Source organism: Luteimonas notoginsengisoli (genome assembly GCF_042648885.1).
In the GTDB taxonomy this organism is placed as follows: domain Bacteria; phylum Pseudomonadota; class Gammaproteobacteria; order Xanthomonadales; family Xanthomonadaceae; genus Luteimonas; species Luteimonas notoginsengisoli.
Genome location: NZ_JBHRYF010000008.1, coordinates 689,055 through 708,991, shown reverse-complemented (window position 1 = coordinate 708,991; position 19,937 = coordinate 689,055). Strand labels below are relative to the sequence as shown.

General features: G+C 70.3%; 16 protein-coding genes. 12 read left to right on the top strand and 4 right to left on the bottom strand.

What is annotated here, in order from left to right; translation table 11 throughout:
• Positions 1–83: 83 nt before the first annotated feature.
• The 5 genes from queF (at position 84) to ACFOM9_RS11000 (ending at position 4,875) form a co-directional block, all read left to right on the top strand.
• Positions 84–896: an NADPH-dependent 7-cyano-7-deazaguanine reductase QueF gene (queF, locus tag ACFOM9_RS11020; protein ID WP_386710330.1), complete on the top strand. Its 813-nt coding sequence runs from the start codon at positions 84–86 to the stop codon at positions 894–896.
• A gap of 90 nt (positions 897–986) precedes the next feature.
• The gene (locus ACFOM9_RS11015; protein ID WP_386710327.1) at positions 987–1,343 is read left to right on the top strand and encodes a LysM peptidoglycan-binding domain-containing protein; all 357 of its coding nucleotides are present in this window, start codon (positions 987–989) and stop codon (positions 1,341–1,343) included.
• Positions 1,344–1,382: 39 nt separating this feature from the next.
• Positions 1,383–1,889 (top strand): hypothetical protein, encoded by a 507-nt coding sequence (locus ACFOM9_RS11010; protein WP_386710324.1) that lies wholly within the window; start codon positions 1,383–1,385, stop codon positions 1,887–1,889.
• Positions 1,890–2,323: 434 nt separating this feature from the next.
• Positions 2,324–4,552 (top strand): NADP-dependent isocitrate dehydrogenase, encoded by a 2,229-nt coding sequence (locus ACFOM9_RS11005; protein WP_386710322.1) that lies wholly within the window; start codon positions 2,324–2,326, stop codon positions 4,550–4,552.
• A gap of 146 nt (positions 4,553–4,698) precedes the next feature.
• The gene (locus tag ACFOM9_RS11000; RefSeq protein WP_386710319.1) at positions 4,699–4,875 is read left to right on the top strand and encodes a hypothetical protein; all 177 of its coding nucleotides are present in this window, start codon (positions 4,699–4,701) and stop codon (positions 4,873–4,875) included.
• A 39-nt stretch (positions 4,876–4,914) separates the two neighbouring features.
• Here the strand turns inward: ACFOM9_RS11000 and ACFOM9_RS10995 are convergent, their stop codons facing one another.
• Positions 4,915–5,136: a hypothetical protein gene (locus tag ACFOM9_RS10995; RefSeq protein WP_386710316.1), complete on the bottom strand. Its 222-nt coding sequence runs from the start codon at positions 5,134–5,136 to the stop codon at positions 4,915–4,917.
• Positions 5,137–5,237: 101 nt separating this feature from the next.
• Between ACFOM9_RS10995 and ACFOM9_RS10990 the strand changes: the two genes are divergently transcribed.
• The 4 genes from ACFOM9_RS10990 (at position 5,238) to ACFOM9_RS10975 (ending at position 9,421) form a co-directional block, all read left to right on the top strand.
• Positions 5,238–6,167 carry a LysR substrate-binding domain-containing protein gene (locus ACFOM9_RS10990; protein ID WP_386710313.1) on the top strand — a complete coding sequence of 310 codons (930 nt, stop codon included), beginning with the start codon at positions 5,238–5,240 and terminating at the stop codon, positions 6,165–6,167.
• A 371-nt stretch (positions 6,168–6,538) separates the two neighbouring features.
• Entirely contained in the window at positions 6,539–7,417 is an 879-nt protein-coding gene (locus ACFOM9_RS10985; protein WP_386710310.1) for a class I SAM-dependent methyltransferase, read from the top strand.
• Between the two features lie 236 nt (positions 7,418–7,653).
• The gene (locus ACFOM9_RS10980) at positions 7,654–8,205 is read left to right on the top strand and encodes a pseudouridine synthase (protein WP_386711028.1); all 552 of its coding nucleotides are present in this window, start codon (positions 7,654–7,656) and stop codon (positions 8,203–8,205) included.
• Positions 8,206–8,305: 100 nt separating this feature from the next.
• On the top strand, positions 8,306–9,421 hold the full coding sequence (locus ACFOM9_RS10975; protein ID WP_386710307.1) for a hybrid sensor histidine kinase/response regulator: 1,116 nt from the start codon (positions 8,306–8,308) through the stop codon (positions 9,419–9,421).
• Positions 9,422–9,527: 106 nt separating this feature from the next.
• On the opposite strand, the gene ACFOM9_RS10970 is transcribed toward ACFOM9_RS10975, so the two are convergent.
• Positions 9,528–9,872, bottom strand: a complete 345-nt coding sequence (locus ACFOM9_RS10970) for a hypothetical protein (RefSeq protein ID WP_386710304.1) — start codon at positions 9,870–9,872, stop codon at positions 9,528–9,530.
• Between the two features lie 204 nt (positions 9,873–10,076).
• Positions 10,077–12,689: an ATP-dependent helicase HrpB gene (gene hrpB / locus ACFOM9_RS10965; RefSeq protein WP_386710301.1), complete on the bottom strand. Its 2,613-nt coding sequence runs from the start codon at positions 12,687–12,689 to the stop codon at positions 10,077–10,079.
• A 329-nt stretch (positions 12,690–13,018) separates the two neighbouring features.
• On the opposite strand from hrpB, the gene ACFOM9_RS10960 reads away from it, so the two are divergent.
• From ACFOM9_RS10960 to ACFOM9_RS10950, 3 genes are all read left to right on the top strand, one after another.
• Positions 13,019–13,843, top strand: a complete 825-nt coding sequence (locus ACFOM9_RS10960; protein WP_386710298.1) for a TatD family hydrolase — start codon at positions 13,019–13,021, stop codon at positions 13,841–13,843.
• Between the two features lie 604 nt (positions 13,844–14,447).
• Positions 14,448–15,557 (top strand): efflux RND transporter periplasmic adaptor subunit, encoded by a 1,110-nt coding sequence (locus ACFOM9_RS10955; RefSeq protein WP_386710295.1) that lies wholly within the window; start codon positions 14,448–14,450, stop codon positions 15,555–15,557.
• Positions 15,554–18,640: an efflux RND transporter permease subunit gene (locus ACFOM9_RS10950; RefSeq protein ID WP_386710292.1), complete on the top strand. Its 3,087-nt coding sequence runs from the start codon at positions 15,554–15,556 to the stop codon at positions 18,638–18,640. The genes ACFOM9_RS10955 and ACFOM9_RS10950 overlap by 4 nt, the downstream gene beginning before the upstream one ends.
• Here the strand turns inward: ACFOM9_RS10950 and ACFOM9_RS10945 are convergent.
• Positions 18,637–19,875, bottom strand: a complete 1,239-nt coding sequence (locus ACFOM9_RS10945) for a CaiB/BaiF CoA transferase family protein (protein WP_386710289.1) — start codon at positions 19,873–19,875, stop codon at positions 18,637–18,639. The two genes, ACFOM9_RS10950 and ACFOM9_RS10945, sit on opposite strands and share 4 nt — an antisense overlap.
• Between the last annotated feature and the right edge of the window lie 62 nt (positions 19,876–19,937).

Sequence of the window (19,937 nt, the reverse complement as noted above, 5' to 3'; positions counted from 1 at the left end):
TCCGGTCGTGGCGCTGCACGATCGCGGCTGCAGCCGCCGCGCGCACTCCGGTTCCTGCGGTCGTATCCGCGTAAAATCGGCGCATGGCTTCCCCCGACATTCCGCTCGGCCGCGCGGTCGACTATCCCCGCGGCTACGACCCCACGCTGCTGTTCCCGATCCCGCGCGCGCACGGCCGCGCCGGGCTTGGCCTGGCGGACATCGCCCTGCCCTTCGCCGGGATGGACCGCTGGCACGCCTACGAACTGGGGTGGCTCGACGCGCGCGGCAAGCCGGCCGTGGCCACCGCCACGGTGACGGTGCCGGCGCAGTCCCCGCAGCTGATCGAATCCAAGTCGCTCAAGCTCTACCTCAACTCGCTCAACGCGGCCCACTTCGACACTGCCGAAGCGGCGCGTGCATGCATCGTGCGCGACCTGTCGCAGGCGGCCGGCGCCGCGGTCGAGGTCGTCTTCGGGCTGCCGCCGATGGCGCAATCCGATCGCGCGGCGTCGATCGACGCGATCGAGATCGACTGCGACGCCTACGACATGCCGCAGCCTGGGTTCCTCGCCGCCGATGGCGCGGAGATCGTCGACGAGATCCTGCGCTCGGACCTGCTCAAGTCCAACTGTCCGGTCACCGGCCAGCCCGACTGGGCCAGCGTACGCATCGCCTATCGCGGCCCGCGCATCGACCGCGCAGGCTTGCTGCGTTACCTGGTGTCGTTCCGCGAGCACGCCGAGTTCCACGAACAGTGCGTCGAGCGCATCTTCGTCGACGTGCTGGCGCGCTGCCGGCCGCAGGCGCTGTCGGTGGAAGCGCGCTACACGCGCCGCGGCGGCCTGGACATCAATCCGTGGCGCGTGCTGCCCGGCATGGACGCGCCGCCCGCGGAGCGCGACCTGCGCCAATGAATACGCGCTTCAGGCTTTGCCGCGGCGCGATGTTTTCTTAACAGGCCCCGTGGGACGCTGCCGTGCGCAAACGCGGCACAGGAGGCCACGATGAGCAATCCCAACCAACCCGAAGATCCCGATTCGCTGTCGCTGGCACCCAGCAGCGGCGACAGGAAGGCCGATTTCTCCAACGTGCAGGGCGGCTCCAGCAGCACCGAAGCCGCGGCTACCCGGCCCAAGGCCGACTTCAGCAACGTCCAGGGCGGCTCGGCCAGCACTGAGGAATCCATCGGAGAGCAGACCTACACCGTCCAGAAGGGCGACACGCTGTCGCACGTCGCCCAGCAGTTCTATGGCAAGGCCAGCGGCTGGAACCGGATCTTCGAAGCCAATCGCGACCAGCTCGACGACCCCGACCTGATCAAGCCCGGCCAGGTGCTGAAGATCCCGGCAGCCGAAGACTGAGTTCCGGCGTTGCGCCTTCCTTTCCCCTCGGAGAATCCCATGACCCGCAAGATGCTCAATATCGCGATCGCCGCCGCCCTGTTCGGTTCGCTGGCACTGGTCGGCTGCAAGAAGAACCAGGACGAGACGGCGATGACGCCGCCGCCTGCCCCCGCCGAACCGGCTCCCGCACCCACGCCCGAACCCGCGCCTGCGCCTGCGCCGGCCGCCGCCTCGGTGACCGCAGTCACCCTGGGCAACGCCGTCGGCGCCGACATGAAGATCGCCACGCCGTCGGCCACCTTCGCGCCCAAGGACACGATCTATGTGTCGGTCTCCACCAGCACCAGCGACGCCGCTGCCAGCGTGCCGGCCAAGCTCGGCGCCAAGTGGTTGTTCCAGGATGGCCAGGTGGTCAACGAGGAAACGCGCGATCTCAACCTGAGCGGCGCGGGCGACACCGAGTTCCACATCTCGCAGGCCGCCGGGCTCCCGGCCGGCAAGTACAAGGTCGAGATTTCGCTGGACGGCAACGTCGTGCAGAGCAAGGATTTCGAGGTGAAGTAACTGTCGGCCGAAACGGCCTGCACGGAAAAGGGCGTGGCGCGAGCCGCGCCCTTTTTTTCTTCGCCCGATTCCGGAGTCGGTTGCCTGTTGTCCGAGCGCGTCTCGCCGCGCCTGACGGATCCGACGCAAACTTTCCGAAGCGGGTCCCAATGCTTTTGCTGGCGACCGCCGCGCAAGTCGGAACGTCGGGTGCGAATGCCCAGGCATCCCGGTCGCAGCGCTCTCCCTCGGCCGCGAGAAGAACCTTCCATCGCCTCGAATGGCCAGTCCGAAGCCGCTCCCCGTTTTTCGCCCGTCTCCGCGACTCCGATGGCGCGCGCTTGGCCCGGCAGTGCGCGCGCGCGACAATGGACGGCCAACCGCGGTCCCGCCGTAGTCCCCGCGCACGCGGTGGCTGCCCCCGCGCCTCCTTTCGCAGCAAGCGAGTTCCCCCAATGTCCGACACCCCGAAGATCCTCTACACCCTCACCGACGAAGCCCCGTGGCTGGCCACGCAATCGCTGCTGCCGATCGTGCAGGCGTACGCGGCCACCGCCGGGATCGCGGTGGAGACGCGCGACATCTCGCTGGCCGCGCGCCTGCTGGCGCAGTTCCCCGAATCGCTGGGCGAGGGCCAGCGCGTCGCCGACGACCTCGCCGAACTGGGCAAGCTCGCGACCACGCCGGAAGCCAACATCATCAAGCTGCCCAACATCAGCGCCTCGGTGCCGCAGCTCAAGGCGGCGATCGCCGAACTGCAGGCGCAGGGCTTCGCGCTGCCGGCGTACCCCGACGAGCCGCGCGACGAGTCCGAACGCGAGACCAAGGCGCGCTACGACCGGGTCAAGGGCAGCGCGGTCAACCCGGTGCTGCGCGAAGGCAACTCCGACCGCCGCGCGCCGGCCTCGGTGAAGGCTTACGCGCGCAAGCATCCGCACCGCATGGGCAAGTGGGAATCGGACTCGAAGTCGCACGTCGCGCACATGGACGCCGGCGACTTCTACGGCAGCGAACAGTCGGTGGAAATCGCGCAGCCGGGCAGCGTGCGGATCGAACTGGAAGGCCGCGACGGCCGTCGCCACATGCTCAAGACCGGCGTCGCGGTGCAGGCCGGCGAACTGATCGATGCCGCGGTGATGGATGCCGCCGCGCTGTCGCGCTTCATCCGCGCGCAGATCGACGACGCGCGCGCACGCGGCGTGCTGTTCTCGCTGCACCTGAAAGCCACCATGATGAAGGTCTCCGACCCGATCATGTTCGGGATCGCGGTCGAGGCGTTCTATCAGCCGGTGCTCGAGAAGCATCGCGCGGTGCTGGAAGAGGCCGGCTTCGATCCGAACAACGGCATCGGCGACCTGTACGTGCGCCTGCCGTCGCTGCCGGCAGACGTCGCCGCGCAGATCACCGCCGACATCGACGCGCTGTACGGCGAGCGCCCCGGCGTGGCCATGGTGAACTCCGACAAGGGCATCACCAACCTGCACGTGCCCAGCGACATCATCGTCGACGCCTCGATGCCGGCGATGATCCGCGACTCGGGCCGCATGTGGAACGCCGACGGCCAGCTGCAGGACACCAAGGCGCTGATCCCGGATCGCAGCTACGCCGGCATCTACCAGGCGGTGATCGAGGACTGCAAGGCCCACGGCGCATTCGATCCGGCGACCATGGGCAGCGTGCCCAACGTCGGCCTGATGGCGCAGAAGGCCGAGGAATACGGCAGCCACGACAAGACCTTCCGCATCCCCGCCGATGGCACCGTGCGCGTGCTCGACGAGGCCGGCAACGCGCTGATGACGCACGAAGTGCACGCCGGCGACATCTGGCGCATGTGCCAGACCAGGGATGCGCCGATCCAGGACTGGGTGAAGCTCGCGGTCAACCGCGCGCGGCTGAGCAACACGCCGGCGGTGTTCTGGCTCGACCCGCAGCGCGCGCACGACGCCAACGTGGCGCGCAAGGTCGAGCGTTACCTGGCCGACCACGACACCGCGGGCCTGGACATCCGCATCCTGTCACCGGTCGAGGCGATGGCGCTGTCGCTCGAACGCATCCGCCGCGGCGAGGACACCATCTCGGTCACCGGCAACGTGCTGCGCGACTACCTCACCGACCTGTTCCCGATCATGGAACTGGGCACCAGCGCCAAGATGCTGTCGATCGTGCCGCTGATGGCCGGCGGCGGCCTGTTCGAAACCGGCGCTGGCGGTTCGGCGCCCAAGCACGTGCAGCAGTTCGTTGCCGAGGATTACCTGCGCTGGGACTCGCTGGGCGAATTCCTGGCGCTGGCCGCCTCGCTCGAGCATCTGTCCGAGACCACCGGCAACCAGCGCGCCAAGGTGCTGGCCGACGCGCTTGACGCGGCCAACGCGCAGTTCCTCGACCACGACAAGTCGCCGACGCGCAAGCTCGGCGGGATCGACAACCGCGGCAGCCATTTCTACCTCGCCCTGTACTGGGCGCAGGCGCTGGCTGCGCAGGACGCGGACGCCGGCTTGAAGGCGACGTTCGCACCGCTGGCCGCCGCGCTGGCGGACAACGAAACAAAGATCGTCGACGAGTTGATCGCAGTGCAGGGCAAGCCGGTGGACATCGGCGGCTATTACCGCCCCGACGCAGGCAAGGCCGCGGCGGCGATGCGCCCCAGCGCCACGTTCAAGGCGGCGCTGGAGACCCTGGGCTAGCGGAGAGGACGGCGGCGGGCGGACATCCTTCCCGCCGCGGTTTTCACCCTTGAGGGAAGCAGAACGGCGAGCAGCCGGGCCGCGCATTCATCCGGCCCACACCCGCCCCTGCCTACGCTCCCGGCTCCACTGCCTGGAGTCATCGCATGTCGTCATTCGCTCTCTACCTGATCGGGATGCTGGTCGTCATCGGCGGGCTCGCCTATGGCGCTTCGCTGGCCGGGCTGGCGCCGCAGTGGATCGCGGTCGGCGTGGTGGTGCTACTGGGCATCGGCATCCTCAGCGGCGTGTCGAAGACCCGGCGCAAGGATCCGCCGGCCTGAGTCCAGGCGGCGGCTTCGGCCCGACCGCCGCCCGGAAAGTCAGCGGAACGGCGACAGCGCCACCGAGCAGATCGAGGTGATGGCGCCGCGCCGGAACGGCCGCGGGTGGCGCCCGCCATCGGTAGCCGCTTCGCCGCAGGCGGGCTCGGACGGCGGGATAGCGCCGTCCGCTTCGTCGGCGTGTTCAGCGGCCAGGGAGAGCGCCAGCTCGGTGTTGTGGATGTAGCCCTGCTGGAACAGCAATTCGGTGTAGATGCTCATGTTCCACTCCTGCATCGCCTTGAGTGGAACAAAAGATAGGCGCATTCTTGGCCGCCAAAAAGCGACCTTTTCGCAAGCCTGTCTTGAGCCCAGATCAACACATGCCGCCGGAATCCCGCACCAGCCGCCTCCCGCTGCACGCCCTGCAGGGCTTCGTCGCCGCCGCGCGGATCGGCAACCTGTCGCGCGCCGCCGAGTCGCTCAATCTCACCGTCAGCGCGCTCAGCCACCAGATGCGCGGACTGGAAGCGCGGCTGGGCCAGCAGCTGCTGGTGCGCAAGTCGCGCGGCGTCGGGCTGACGCCTGACGGCCAGCGGCTGCTGGAACGGATCGCGCCGCACCTGGATGCGATCGGCCAGGCGCTGCAGCCGTTCGCCGCCCGCCACGACAACCGGCTCGCGGTCAGCGCGACGCCGTCGATGGCCTCGGCCTGGCTGGTGCCGCGGCTGGGCGGCTTCCTTGCGGCGCATCCCCAGGTCGAGATCAGCCTGCAGTCGACCGAGTCGGTCGTCGATTTCAGCCGCGAAACGCAGATCGTGGCGGCGCTGCGGATCGGGATGGGCCAGTGGCCGGGCGTGGTATCCGAGCACCTGTTCGACGAATGGCTGGTGCCGATGGCGAGCCCCGCGCTGGTCGAGCGGATGGGCGGCCTGCAGGCGCGCCCGCTGGGCGAATGGCCGCTGCTGGGCGATCCCGACGGACAGTGGGAGCGCTGGTTCGAAACCTTTGGCGGGCAGCCGCCGGCGCGCTACGCGGCCGTGTTCGACGATTCGGAATCGCACCATCGCGCCGCGCTCGACAGCGTTGGCGTGGCGCTGGGACGCGTCACCCGCGCGCGCCTGCTGCTCGACGCCGGGCAGCTGCTGCTGCTGACCGCGCAGCGGCTGAAGGCGCGCTATTCGCACTGGCTGGTGTATCCGCCCGAAGCGGCGACGCACCGGGGACTGCAGGCCTTCCGCGCCTGGCTGCACGAGGAAGCGGCCGAACACGTGCGGCATACGGGGGACGAGACTGGCGATCCCGCCCCCTGATCGCGCGTTCTGGAGAGCGTGTGGTTCGTGCAAGTCGTCGTCGATGCGCGTCCGGTGCCCCACACCCACGAGGTCATGGCCGTGCTCGACGAGTGGAAGCGCGCTGCGCGACGCCGAATCCGCAGAGCGGCGCGGCGCTGGCATGGGGGCGTCGTGCGGGATCGGTGATCGGGATTTGAAATTCGGAGCTCGGAATTAGGAATTCGACAGACCCACATCGAGATCCCTGTCCTGCGGCCTCCGCCGATCTTCGTTGCCGCGGACCCGCCCCGGTCATCCGCGGCACAGGACGCCGCGCGCCCGGCGAATCAGCAATCACCGACCATTGGCTTTGTGGCACGCTTGCGATCCATCCCCTCCGGAGCCGCCCCATGCGAACCGTCCTGGTTGCCTGCGCACTCACCGTCGCGCTCGCCGCGAGCACTTCCGCCGTCTCCGCGCCGCCCACCGCGGACGCGGCCGCCGGCGACGCTGCGCAGTCGCAGGCCTCGACGGACGCGCTGCAGCAGGCCATCGACGGCACGTGGCGCGACCCGGCCAACGTCGCGCGCGACCGCTATCGCCATCCGGCCGAAACGCTGGCGTTCTTCGGCGTCAAGCCCGGCCAGACGGTCATCGAGATCACCCCCGGCGGCGGCTGGTATGCGGAGATCCTGGCGCCGCTGCTGCGCGACAACGGCCGCTACGTCGCGGCGGTGGTCGACCCGATGGCGGTCAAGGAGGGCGGCAGCCGCGACTACCAGCAGAAGTCGAAATCGGGTCTCGAGGCGAAGTTCGCCGCCGCGCCGGCGCAGTTCGACCAGGCCGACGTCGTCGCCTACGATCCCAAGGCTCCGGTGTTCGGCGCGCCTGAATCTGCCGACGTCGTGCTGACCTTCCGCAACGTGCACAACTGGCGTTCCAGCGGGCAGGCCGCCGGCATGTTCCGCGGCTTCTTCGCGGTGCTCAAGCCCGGCGGCACGCTCGGCGTTGTCGAGCACCGCGCCAGCGCCGACGTCGCCGACGGCGACAAGTCCGGCTACGTCGGCCAGCAGCAGGTGATCGCGATGGCCGAAGCCGCCGGTTTCAGGCTCGATGCGCAGGGCGAGATCAACGCCAACCCCAAGGACACCAAGGACCATCCCAACGGCGTCTGGACGCTGCCGCCAAGCAACGACCACGAGGCCGCGGACGATGCGAAGTACCAGGCAATCGGCGAAAGCGACCGGATGACGCTGCGCTTCGTGAAGCCGGCCCAGGCGTCACCCTGAGCCGTCGCGGGTGAGCAAGCCGCGCCCGCGGGCGACGCACGGTGAACCACAGCGATTGACCCGCCAGAACGCGCCTGCGTTGCCTCGGGGGAAACGCGGGTCTTCCGCGGCCGGAGATCCCTCGCTGCACCCGGGATGACAGGCGCAGCCCCCGGCTGCGCCGGCCTTGACTCCAGATCCCCGGGCCAGGACTTGCGGTGCCGCCGACCGCCCACCGACTGACCTTCCTGGCTGCCATGCTCCTCGCGCTCAACAAGCCCTTCCGCGTCCTGTGCCAGTTCACCGACCGCGGCACGCCGCCGCGGCGCACGCTGGCGGAGTTTGGTCTGCCGGCCGGCGTGTATCCGGCCGGACGCCTGGACCATGACAGCGAAGGGCTGCTGCTGCTCACCGACGACGGCGCGCTCGCGCACCGGATCACCGATCCGCGCCACAAGCTGCGCAAGACCTATCTCGTGCAGGTCGAAGGCACGCCGACCGAGGCGCAGCTGCAGGCGCTGCGCGACGGCGTCGAGCTCAACGACGGCCGCACACGCCCGGCACACGCACGCCGGATCGACCCGCCGGCGGCGCTGTGGCCCCGTGATCCGCCGGTCCGGTCGCGCAAGACCGTCCCCGACGCGTGGCTGGAGCTGGGCATCGCCGAAGGCCGCAACCGGCAGCTGCGGCGCATGACCGCGGCAGTCGGGCTGCCGACGCTGCGGCTGGTGCGGGTGGCCATCGGCGCGTGGCAACTGCGCGACCTGCATCCCGGCGAATGGCGCAGGCTGCAGGATTCAGATTCCTGAATCCTGCAGTGTTTGCCGCGTGCTGCGGCGTCCGGCGTTTCTGGTAACGTGGCGCGTTCAAGTATCGCATTCAGTTTCGGGGCAAACGGAACATCCGGGCATGATGAACACGACGGCCAACGCGTCTGGCAGCATCCTTGTCGTCGACGATCAGGCTGCGAACCTGCGCGTGGTCAGCGCCCTGCTCTCCAGGCACGGCTACGAAGTGGTCACCGCCGACAGCGGCGAGGAAGCGCTGGCGATCGCGTCCGAGCAAACGCCCGACCTGATGCTGCTCGACATGATCATGCCCGGCATGGACGGCTTCGCCCTGCTCGAACAGATCAAGCAGCGACCGGAACTGCTGCGGCTGCCGGTCGTGTTCCTGACCGCGGCGCACGATCGCGAACTGCTGCTGCGCGCGTTCGACGCGGGCGCGGTGGACTACGTCACCAAGCCGTTCATGCCCGAGGAACTGCTGGCGCGAGTCAACGCGCACGTCGGCCTGAAGCAGACCCGCGATCGTCTGGAACGCGTCGCCCGCGAACGCCAGGAGCTGGTCAACCTGGTCGCGCACGACCTCAAGAACCCGCTGACCAGCGTGCTGTTCGCCAGCGACATCCTGATCCACGGCGGCACGCGGCCGGAGCGCTTCCCCCGCTACCTGGAAATGATCCACGAAAGCGCCAGCGACGCACTCGGCTACATCCGGCGCTATCTGGAGGCACAGGCCGACCACGCGCATTCGCGGGAGCGCGACGCGGCGGCCGCGGCGCCGCTGCCCGAAGTGCTCGAGTGGCTCTCGCGCCGCTACGGCCTGCAGCTCGAAGGCCGCGGCCTGCAGTTGCGCGTGCAGGCGCCGGCCCAGTGCCGGCCGGTGGCGATCGATGACCTGGTGCTGCGCCAGGTCGCTGAAAACCTGGTCAGCAACGCCATGAAGTACGCGCCGGACAGCGACATCGAGATCTCGGTGCGCGTCAGTTCGCCGGGATTCTGGCAATTGCTGGTGGAAGACCGCGGAAGCGGCATTCCCGCCGCGCGCCAGCGCGAACTGTTCAAGCCGTTCTCGCGCCTGGTGGACGCCGATCCCGCCGACGGCCTGTCGAGCGGACTCGGACTCTCGCTGGCCCGGCAGATCATCAGCAACGCGGGCGGCCAGCTCTGGTACGAAGACCGCGAGGGCGGTGGTGCGCGCTTCGTGATCGAGCTGCCGGAGGCGGCGGCGCACGCGGGCTGACGTCCGCGGCGGCCGGCGGGCGCACGACGGCGGCGACGCGTCCTGTCCTGGCGGACGCCAGCAACCTCGCGCCCCAGGTCGCTCCCGCGGTGAGCGCGTGCGGAACTCAGTCGGCGGCGGTCTTGCGCGCGCGCTTGCTGGTCGCGCGCGGCGCTGCCTTCTTCGCTTCGACCCGGGTTGCCCGGCCTTCGATCGCCTGTTCGCGCGACTTGCGTTGCTGGCGACGCACCGCGTACAGCAGCAGGCCGGCGCCCACCGCACTGGCGACCGCGACCGCCGGATTGCGGCGCACGAACTTCGTCGCCACACGGCCGCCGGTCTTCAGCGCACCGAGCGCGGCACCGGTTTCGATCCATTTGATCGCGCGATCGGGCACGCGATCGCGCAGGGTGTCGCCGATGCTGCCAGCCAGTTCCAGCGCGCGGCCGGGCAGGGATTCGAGTTTGCTCATGGGAGATGCCTGGAGGGGATTGGCCGGCGCTCAGTGTCCCGGGCGCGGCGTTGAATCGGCGTGAGCAAACGCCCGGCGGGTTGGACACGGTTCACCGTGAATTGGCAGGCGGGGCAATCGTCTGTGCGGGCAGGACGTGTGCCGCTTCGAACCTGCCGTCCCGACCACCGACGCCGCGGATCGCCGCACCGAACGCCACCGCGCTCACGTTCCGCGTGGCTTGGCGCGATGCGTGGCGACGGCGTTCCACGGATCCTCGGGCCACGGATGCTTCGGATACCGGCCCTTCATCTCGCGGCGCACTTCGGGATAGGTGTTCTGCCAGAAGCTGCGCAGGTCGCGCGTGACCTGGAGCGGGCGGCCGGCGGGCGAGAGCAGATGCACCGTCAGGGCCACGCGGCCGTCGGCGATGCGCGGGGTATCGGCCAGGCCGAACAGTTCCTGCAGCTTCACCGCCAGCACTGGCGGCGCTGGATCGCCATCGTTGCCGACGGCGTAATCGATGCGGCGCTGCATTCCCGACGGCACATCGACATGGGTCGGCGCGAGGCCATCGATGCGCTGGCGCAGCGACCAGTCGAGCGGCGACTTCAGGGCCTCGGCGAGGGCGCCGGGCGACAGCGCATCGAGTCGTGTCGCGCCCGCGAACGCCGGTTGCAGCCAGTCGTCGAGCGAAGCGAGCAGCGCGTCGTCGCCGAGATCGGGCACGTCGAGTTCCGGCATCCATGCCCGCAGAGAGCGCACGCGCGCGCGCCACTGGCGCAGGCCATCGCTCCAGGGCAGCGCGTCCAGGCCGAGTTCCCGCACGGCAGCGGTCAAGGCCCGCGCCGCCTGCGCGGGATCGACCCGGCCGGCCGGACGCGCGTCAAGCACGATGCCGTCGAAGCGCTGCACGCGCTCGGCCACCAGCGCGCGACGCGCGGGATCCCAGCGGGTTTCTTCGCGATCGGAGAAACGGTCGGCGAACGCACTGCGCAGCAGACGTTCGTCGACGGGCGCGGCGCGCAGCAGCAGCGCATCGCGCGCCTCGTAGCGCAGCTCGCTGGCGACCAGCCACGGCTCGCCGACCAAGGCGCTGTCATCGAACAGCTTCGCCATCCGGCCGTTGGCCAGCTGGTAGCGGCGCGGGTCCGCGGCGTGGCGATGGGCGATGCGATCGGGAAACGCATGGGCCAGGAGGTCGCCGATCCGGTGCGCCTCAAGCTCGCGAGGTGGGGCGTGCGCCACGCGCAGGCGGCGCCTCCATTGCTTCGCCGCGGAGTCGATGGCCGCGAGCGCGGCGCGGTTGCCGTCCTGCGGCACCCGGCCGCCGCGGAAGGCGGCGAGCGCGCGCCAGCGTTCCGCCAGTGCGTCGGAGCGGCTGCGCAGCGGATCGCGCGCCTCCACCAGCGCGGCCAGGTCGCAGGCCAGCGCGCGCTCGCCATCGTCGCGCGCCGACAGCAGCATCGCCGCGATTCGCGGATGGGTGCCGAGCGCGAGCATGCGCCGACCCTGCGGCGTGATCGCATGCGTGGCGTCGAGCGCGCCGAGGCGCTGTAGCAGGTCGCGCGCCGCGGCAAGCGCCCCGGGCGGCGGCGGATCGACGAACCGCAGCGCGTCAGTGCCCCAGCCGGCGAGTTCCAGCGCCAGCGCGGCCAGTTCGACCTGCGCGATCTCCGCGCGCCGCTGCGGCTCCAGCCGCTGCGACTGCGGCCACAGCCGGTACGCCCAGCCCTCGGCGACGCGGCCGGCGCGGCCGGCGCGCTGGTCGGCCGAGGCCTGCGAGACGTTGGCCACGTCCAGGCGCGAGAAGCCGCTGTTGGGGTGGTAGCGCGGCTCGCGTGCCAGCCCGCTGTCGATGACCACGCGCACGCCGGGCAGGGTGACGCTGGATTCGGCGACGTTGGTGGCGAGCACCACGCGACGGCGGCCGTGGGGATCGCGCTGCAGGACCTGCGCTTGCTGTTCGACCGGGAGGTTGCCGTGCAGCGGCAGCACCTCGAAGTCACGATGCAGCGCGTCTCTCGCGGGAAGCGGGTGGGGCCCGGCGCCGGATTGCGGTCGGGCGCCCTCGATGCCTGGACCTTTCCCCTCGATTTCCCTCCCGGGTGGAGAGGCGCCCAGCGCCGCCTGCAAGCGCGCGATCTCGCGCCGTCCCGGAAGGAATGCCAGCACGTCGCCCGGGTGCGCGGCGAGCGCGTGTTCGATGGCGCGGCGCGCCTGCGCTTCCATCGATTCATCGCGACGCGCCGGGAAGTGCGCGACTTCGACCGGGAAGCTGCGCCCGGCGCTCGACAACCGCGGCGCCTGGAGGAATTGCGCCAGGCGTTCGCCATCGAGCGTGGCCGACATCACCACGATGCGCAGGTCTTCGCGCAGGCCCGCCTGGACGTCCAGCGCCAACGCCAGGCCGAGGTCGCCGGCCAGGTGGCGTTCGTGGAACTCGTCGAACAGCAGCGCGCCGACGGCACCGGGCGTGCCGTCGCCCAGGGTGGGATCGTCCTGCAGCATCCGCGTCAGGATGCCCTCGGTGACCACTTCGATGCGGGTGCGGGCGGACATCCGGCTTTCGAAGCGGATGCGATAGCCCACGGTCTCGCCGACCGTTTCGCCGAGCTGACGCGCCATGAATTCCGCCGCGGCGCGCGCGGCAACGCGGCGCGGTTCGAGCATCACGATCCTGCGCCCACCTAGCCAAGGCGCATCGAGCAGCGCCAACGGCACCTGCGTGGTCTTGCCGGCGCCGGGCGGCGCCTCGAGCACCAGCCGGGTGTGCGCGGCCAAGGTGTCGCAGACCTGCGGCAGCAGCGCGTCGATGGGGAAATTCGTGGGAGTCACGGCGCAAGGATACGAGCAACGCGCATCCGCACCCTTCCGCTCCTCGCCTGGCCATGGCCTTGGCGCGATGGAATGCATGCCGGTGGCGCAAGGGCGCCCTCGTTCGCACGCGGGAGGGGCTGCTGATCCGCGGCAACCACCCTGTCGACGAGCTCCTAGCTTGTTCACCAAGCAGGCCGACGACACGCCCCCGTGAGTCGCGCAGGAAGTCGCGGAAAGTGCGCGATGGGATGGCGCAGGGCCATGACTATGGCGAACACCGCCGGCGCGGCCAGCGCAAGCCCGAGCCGCTATGCTTCCGCGTCCACGACGAACGCGGACCAAGACCCGTGCAACTGATCGACATCGGCGCCAACCTCACCCACGACAGCTTCGACCACGACCGCGACGCCGTGCTGCAGCGCGCGCGCGATGCAGGCGTGGTGCAAATGGTGGTGACCGGCGCCAGCCGCGAGCATTCCCCCAGGGCGCTGGCGCTGGCGCAAGCGCATCCGGGCGAACTGTTCGCCACCGCCGGCGTGCATCCGCACCACGCCAGCGAGTACACCGCCGAATGCGATGCCGAATTGCGCGCACTGCACGCGCATCCCGAAGTCGTCGCGGTGGGCGAGTGCGGGCTGGACTACTACCGCGACTTCTCGCCGCGGCCGGCGCAGCGCAAGGCGTTCGAGCGCCAGCTGCAGATCGCCGCCGATCTGGCCGTCGACGGCGTCGGCAAGCCGGTGTTCCTGCACCAGCGCGACGCGCACGCGGACTTTGTCGCGGTCCTGCGCGAATTCGAGGGCAAGCTGGGCCCGGCCGTGGTGCACTGCTTCACCGGCAGCCGCGAGGAACTGTTCGACTACCTCGACCGCGACTGGCACGTGGGCATCACCGGCTGGCTCTGCGACGAACGCCGCGGCCAGCACCTGCGCGAACTGGTGAGATCGATCCCGGCGCAGCGGCTGATGATCGAGACCGACGCGCCCTACCTGCTGCCGCGCACGGTGAAACCCGCGCCCTCGCACCGCCGCAACGAACCGATGTACCTCGCCCACATCGTCGAGGAACTCGCGCGCGACCGCGGCGAGGAGGTTGCCGCCACCGCAGCGCAGGCAACGGCCACCACGCGCGCGTTTTTTGGCCTGCCGGCGGTGGCGGCTCCGGCGGCCTGAGGTTCCCCTCAGGCGCGGCTTAGCGAGGCGCTTCGGTGGCGAAGGAACACGACCGGCGCGAAAGAGCTCGCGGCTGAAGCCGCTCCTACAAGCGTCCTGCGGACGCAGTTGCCTAGGCCGCCGTCCTTGCTTGGTCTCGCCTTGCGTGCCGTGATTGCCTTTGCTCTTGCTCTTGCTCTTGCTCTTGCTGTTGCTTCGCCGTGCCCTTTGATCCTGATCTTCGGGGCCCCTCCGTAGCGGCGGAGCCGGCGGGCAAAACCCGCAGAGCGCCGCACAGGGATGTGCGGCGTTTTCTTTGCGCCAGTTTTCTTTGCACAAGCAAAGAAAGGTGGCTCGCGCCGTCACGGCGCGAAAGCTTTTGGTGGCGTAAATCCCGCACGCAGCGAAGCCGCAGTCTCAACAGCAACTCTCCACGCTCGCCCTCTGCGGTCCTTCGCCCTCCCACATCCGACACATGTGCGAGGCCCTGCCCCAACGGGTCACCTCCGTCATAGCCCGCCCACCTCGCACAACCCGGCAGACACCCATCCCCCCACATTACTGGACTGATCAGTACAATTGCGCCCCTGTGCCCCCCGCGCACGCCCTTCATTCCGGAATCCGTATGTCCGTCAGAGCCGTTGCCGCCGCCACCTGCCTGACCGTCCTGCTGGCCGCCTGCGGCGGCGGATCGGATCCAGCCGAATCCGCAGCCCCTGCCTCCACCCTCGCCGTCACCCTGGTGCGCGCGCAGATGCGTCCGATCCAGCGCACGGTGGTGGTCTCGGGGCCGGTCGCGGCGTTCGAGGAGATGCAGCTGGGCGTGGAGATCAGCGGCGCGCGGGTGACCGCGCTCAACGTCGACGTCGGCGAACAGGTCCGCAAGGGCGAGGTGCTGCTGGAACTCGACCACCGCAGCCTCGACAGCGAACTGCGGCAGGCCAACGCCGCCCTGTCCGAAGCCGAAGCCGGCGTTGCGCTCGCGCGCGCCAATCTGGCCCGCGCCGAACTGCTGGTGAAGGACCAGTTCATCAGCGCGTCCCAGCTCGATGAGCTGCGCGCCGCGCGCACCCAGGCCGAGGCCCGGCGCAACACCGCGCGCGCGAGCCGCGACGCGGCGCAGCTGCGGCGCGACTTCGCCGAGCTGCGCGCCCCCGCCGACGGCGTGATCTCCAAGAGGCTGGTGCAGCCCGGCCAGGTCGTCGCCGCCGGCACCGAACTGCTGCGGCTGATCCGCGACGGCCGGCTGGAATGGCGCGCCGAGCTGCCCGAAGGCGACCTCGCGCTGGTGGAGCCTGGCGCCACGGTGCGGCTGCCATCCAGCGCCGGCATCGTCACCGGCCGCATCCGCGCCGTCAGCCCCGGCGTCGACAGCCAGACGCGCACCGGCACCATCTACGCCGACCTCCCCGAGCCGGGCCCGCTGCAGCCCGGCAGCTATGTCGAAGGCCGCATCGTCACCGGCGCCGGCAACGCGCTCACCGTGCCGGCGGCCTCGGTGGTCCAGCGCGACGGCCACAACTACGTGTTCACCCTCGACGGCAATCACGTCGCCCACCGCGTGCGCGTGGCCATCGGCGCCAAGGTCGGCGGCCGGGTCGAAATTCTCGACGGCCTCAAGGCCGGTGATGCGGTGGTGGAGCAGGGCGCCGGCTTCCTCGGCGACGGCGACACGGTGCGCGTGGTCGCGGCGAAGCCGGCGGCAACCCCCGCCGGCGCGGCGACCGCGCCATGAACTTCTCCGCCTGGGCGATCCAGCGCCCGCTGCCGGCACTGATGCTGTTCTTCGTGCTGTGCGTGGCCGGACTGTGGGGCTTCCACGAGCTGCCGGTGGCGCGCTTCCCCGACATCGCGTTCCCGATGACCACGGTGACGATCACCCAGCCCGGCGCCTCGCCGTCGCAGCTGGAGGCCGAAGTCACGCGCCGGGTCGAGGACTCGGTGGCGACGATCCCCAACATCAAGCGGGTGATGTCCAGCGTGAGTGAAGGCGTCAGCGTCACGTCGATCGAGTTCCATCTCGAAACCGACCTTGCCACCGCGCTCGACGACACCCGCGACGCGGTGACCAGGATCCGCACCGACCTGCCCCAGGACATCCAGGAGCCGGTGATCTCCAAGGTCGACATCGGCGGCTCGCTGATGACCTACGCCGTGGTCGCGCCGAAGCTGCGCCCGGACGAGCTGAGCTGGTTCGTCGACCGCGAGGTGACGCGCGCGATGTACGGCGTGCCGGGCGTCGCCCAGGTCAAGCGCGTCGGCGGCGTCGACCGCCAGGTGCGGGTGGACCTCGATCCCGACGCGCTGCAGGCGCTCGGCGTCACCGCCGGCGACGTCTCGCAGCAGCTGGCGCGGATCCAGGTCGAGCGCGCCGGCGGCAAGGCCGAGATCGACGGCGAACAGCAGGTGATCCGCACCGTGGGCACGATCGACAGCGCCCGGGCGCTGCGCGACTTCTCGATCAGCCTGCCCGACGGGCGCGCGGTGCGGCTGTCGGCGGTGGCCAGGATCAGCGACGCGGCCGCCGATCCCACCGAGGCCGCGCTGCTCGACGGCAAGCCGGTGGTGGCGTTCTCGATGTCGCGCACGCGCGGTTCGAGCGAGGTTGCGGTCGCCGACGGCGTCGAGCAGGCGCTCGCGCAGCTCAAGGCCGACCACCCGGGCATCGACTTCCAGTTGGTCACCACGGTGATCGACGAGACCGTGCGTTCGTACGACTCGTCGATGACGATGCTCTGGGAAGGCGCGCTGCTGGCGCTGCTGGTGGTGTGGTTCTTTCTGCGCGACTGGCGCGCGACCTGGGTCTCGGCGATCGCCCTGCCGCTGTCGATCATCCCGACCTTCGCGGTGATGCACTGGTTCGGCTTCAGCCTGAACCTGATCACCCTGCTGGCGCTGTCGGTGGTGGTCGGCATCCTGGTCGACGATGCGATCGTCGAGATCGAGAACATCGTGCGCCACCTGCGCATGGGCAAGACGCCGATCGACGCCGCCCGCGACGCCGCCGCCGAGATCGGCACGGCGGTGATCGCGACCTCGCTGACGCTGGCGGCGGTGTTCGTGCCGGTGGCGTTCATGCCCGGCATCGCCGGCAAGTTCTTCCGCGAGTTCGGCTGGACCGCGGCGACCGCGGTGATGTTCTCGCTGCTGGTCGCGCGCCTGCTGACGCCGATGATGGCCGCCTACCTGCTCAAGCCGCACGGCGAGGAGAAGCGCGAGTCGAAGCTGATGACGTGGTACCTGGGCTGGGTGGACGCCGCGCTGCGGCATCGTGCGCGCACGCTGTGGATCGCGACCGGCCTGTTCGTCGCTTCGCTGGCGATCGTGCCGTTCATCCCGACCACCTTCATCCCGACCTCCGACCTGGGCCGCAGCAACCTGAGCCTGGAACTGCCGCCGGGCACGACCCTGCAGGACACCGTGGCCGTGGCCGAGCGCGCCCGCGCGCAGCTGTCCGACATGCCCGAGCTCGAGCAGGTCTACACCGCGGTCGGCAGCGTGCTCGACCTGGGCGATCCGTCCAAGTCCGGCATCGGCGAAGCGCGCAAGGCAACGCTGATCCTCGACTGGGGCAAGGCCGACGATCGCGATCGCGACCAGAAGACCCTGGAACGGATCGCGCGCGGGAAGCTCGCCGACCTGCCGGGCGTGCGCGTGAGCTACATCAGCTCCGAGCCGGGCGAAGCGATGCAGCTGGTGCTGGCCGGCGACGACCCGCAGCGCCTGCAGTCCGCGGCGATCGAACTGGAGCGCGACCTGCGCCGGATCGACGGGCTCGGCAGCGTCACCTCGTCGGCTTCGCTGCTGCGCCCGGAGATCGTGATCACGCCCGATCCCGCGCGCGCCGCGGACCTGGGCGTCGCCACCGCCGACATCGCCGAGGCCGCGCGCATCGCCACCGCCGGCGACTACGAGCAGCGCCTGGCCAAGCTCAACCTGCCCGAACGCCAGGTGCCGATCCGCGTTGGATTCGCCGAGGCGGCGCTGGCCAACCCGGCGCTGGTCGGGCAGCTGCGCGTGCGCGGCAAGAACGGTCCGGTGCCGCTGTCGGCGGTCGCCGACATCCGCGCCGCCAGCGGCCCCTCGCAGATCTCGCGCTACCAGCGCCAGCGCAACATCACCTTCACCGCCGAACTCAACGGCCGTCCGCTGGGCGAAGTGATGAACGAGGTGCAGGCGCTGCCAAGCGTGCAGCAGCTGCCCGATGGCGTCAGCTTCCTCAACACCGGCGACGCCGAGGTGTTCATCGAGCTGTTCGTCGGATTCGCGATCGCGATGGTCGCGGGCCTGGTGTGCATCTACATGGTGCTGCTGCTGCTGTTCAACCACGCATTGATGCCGCTGACCATCCTGACCGCGGTGCCGCTGTGCGCCGGCGGCGCGTTCGGCGCGCTGCTGCTGACCCAGAACCTGCTGTCGCTGCCGGCGCTGATCGGGTTGCTGATGCTGATCGGCATCGCCAGCAAGAACTCCATCCTGCTGGTCGACTACGCGGTCATGGCCGAGGACGAGCACGGCTTGAGCCAGCACGACGCGCTGATCGACGCCTGCCGCAAGCGCGCGCAGCCGGTGATCATGACCACGCTGGCGATGGGCGCGGGCATGATGCCCATCGCGCTGGGCTTTTCCGGCGATTCCAGCTTCCGCGCGCCGATGGCGATCGCGGTGATCGGCGGTCTGATCACGTCCACCCTGCTGAGCCTGATCGTGATCCCGGCGGCGTTCACCGTGCTGGACGACATTGGCGAATGGGTGGGCAGGAAATTCGGGCGCGGCGCGGCGCATCGCGCGCCGGGCGGGGAAGCCGGCGCGACCTAGTCGTCGCGCTCGCCGCGGTCCGGCGTCCGGCGCCACGGACCGGCACTCGCGCCTGGCGCTGGCCGCTCCCCATCGCCGAGGATCGTCGCGCCGTGCTGGCCGAGCGTCGGCGCGGCGAACGGCGCCGGACCCGGCGTGCGTCCGAACTTGATCGCCTGGGTCACGCCGCGGTAGCGCCCGACCACCGGGTGCTCGAACGTCGACACCATGCCCTCGGCGAGCACCTGGGGATGGGTGAACATTTCCTCGATCCGGCGCGCCGCCGCGCACGGCACCTCGTCGCCGAACGCCTGTTCCCACTCCAGCGCGCTGCGGCCGGCAAGCGCCTCGTGCAGCAGCGGCACGATCTCGGCCGCGTGCTGCGCGCGCTTGCGCACCGTGTCGTAGCGCGGGTCGGCGCCGAGCGCTTCCAGCCCGGTGCGCGCGCACAGCGCCTGCCAGAAGCGCGGCGTGTTGGCGGAAATGTAGATGTAGCCGTCGCGGGTGGGATGGATGCCGGTCACCCCGCCCGAGCGCATGTCGCGGCCGATGTCCAGCGATTCGCCGTCGGCCCAGATCATCCGCGCCGACTGCATGGTCAGCGCGCTGCGCAGCAGCGACACGCCGACGAACTGGCCCAGTCCGCTGCGTTCGCGTTCGTACAGCGCCGACGACACGCCCGCCGCGAGCAGCGCGGCGGCGTAATAGTCGACCACCGAGCCGTAGATGATCTCAGGCGGACCGCCGCGCTTGCCCTGCAGCGCGCACATGCCGGTCATGGTCTGCAGCACCTGGTCGTAGCCGGCCTTGTCCTTCATCGGCCCGGTCTCGCCGTAGCCGGTGACGGCGCAGTAGACCAGCCGCGGGTTGAGCAGGTTCAGCCGCTCGTGGTCGATGCCGAGCCGCTCGGGAACGCCCGGGCGGAAGTTGTGCACCAGCACGTCGGCCTCGCGCACCAGCTTCAACAGGGCGACGTGGTCGCGCGCGCTCTTGAGGTCGAGCACGATGCCGCGCTTGCTGCGGTTGACGCCGAGGAAGGCGCGGCTTTCGCTGGGCAGCGTGGAGGGATACTGGCGCAGGTTGTCGCCGCCGGGCGGCTCGATCTTGACCACGTCCGCGCCCTGGTCGGCCAGCAGCGAACAGCCGTAGGGGCCGGCGATGTAGGCGCTCAGGTCCAGGACGCGCACGCCGCCCAGCGGGCCCGCCGAAGCGCGGCCTGCCGTGGACGGGTTGTTCTCGGGCGGGAAAGTGTCCATGCGCTGCGGGTCCACGAAACTCCAGGATCTTGCGGGTTCACTGTGCGTGAGCGTTTGGTCTC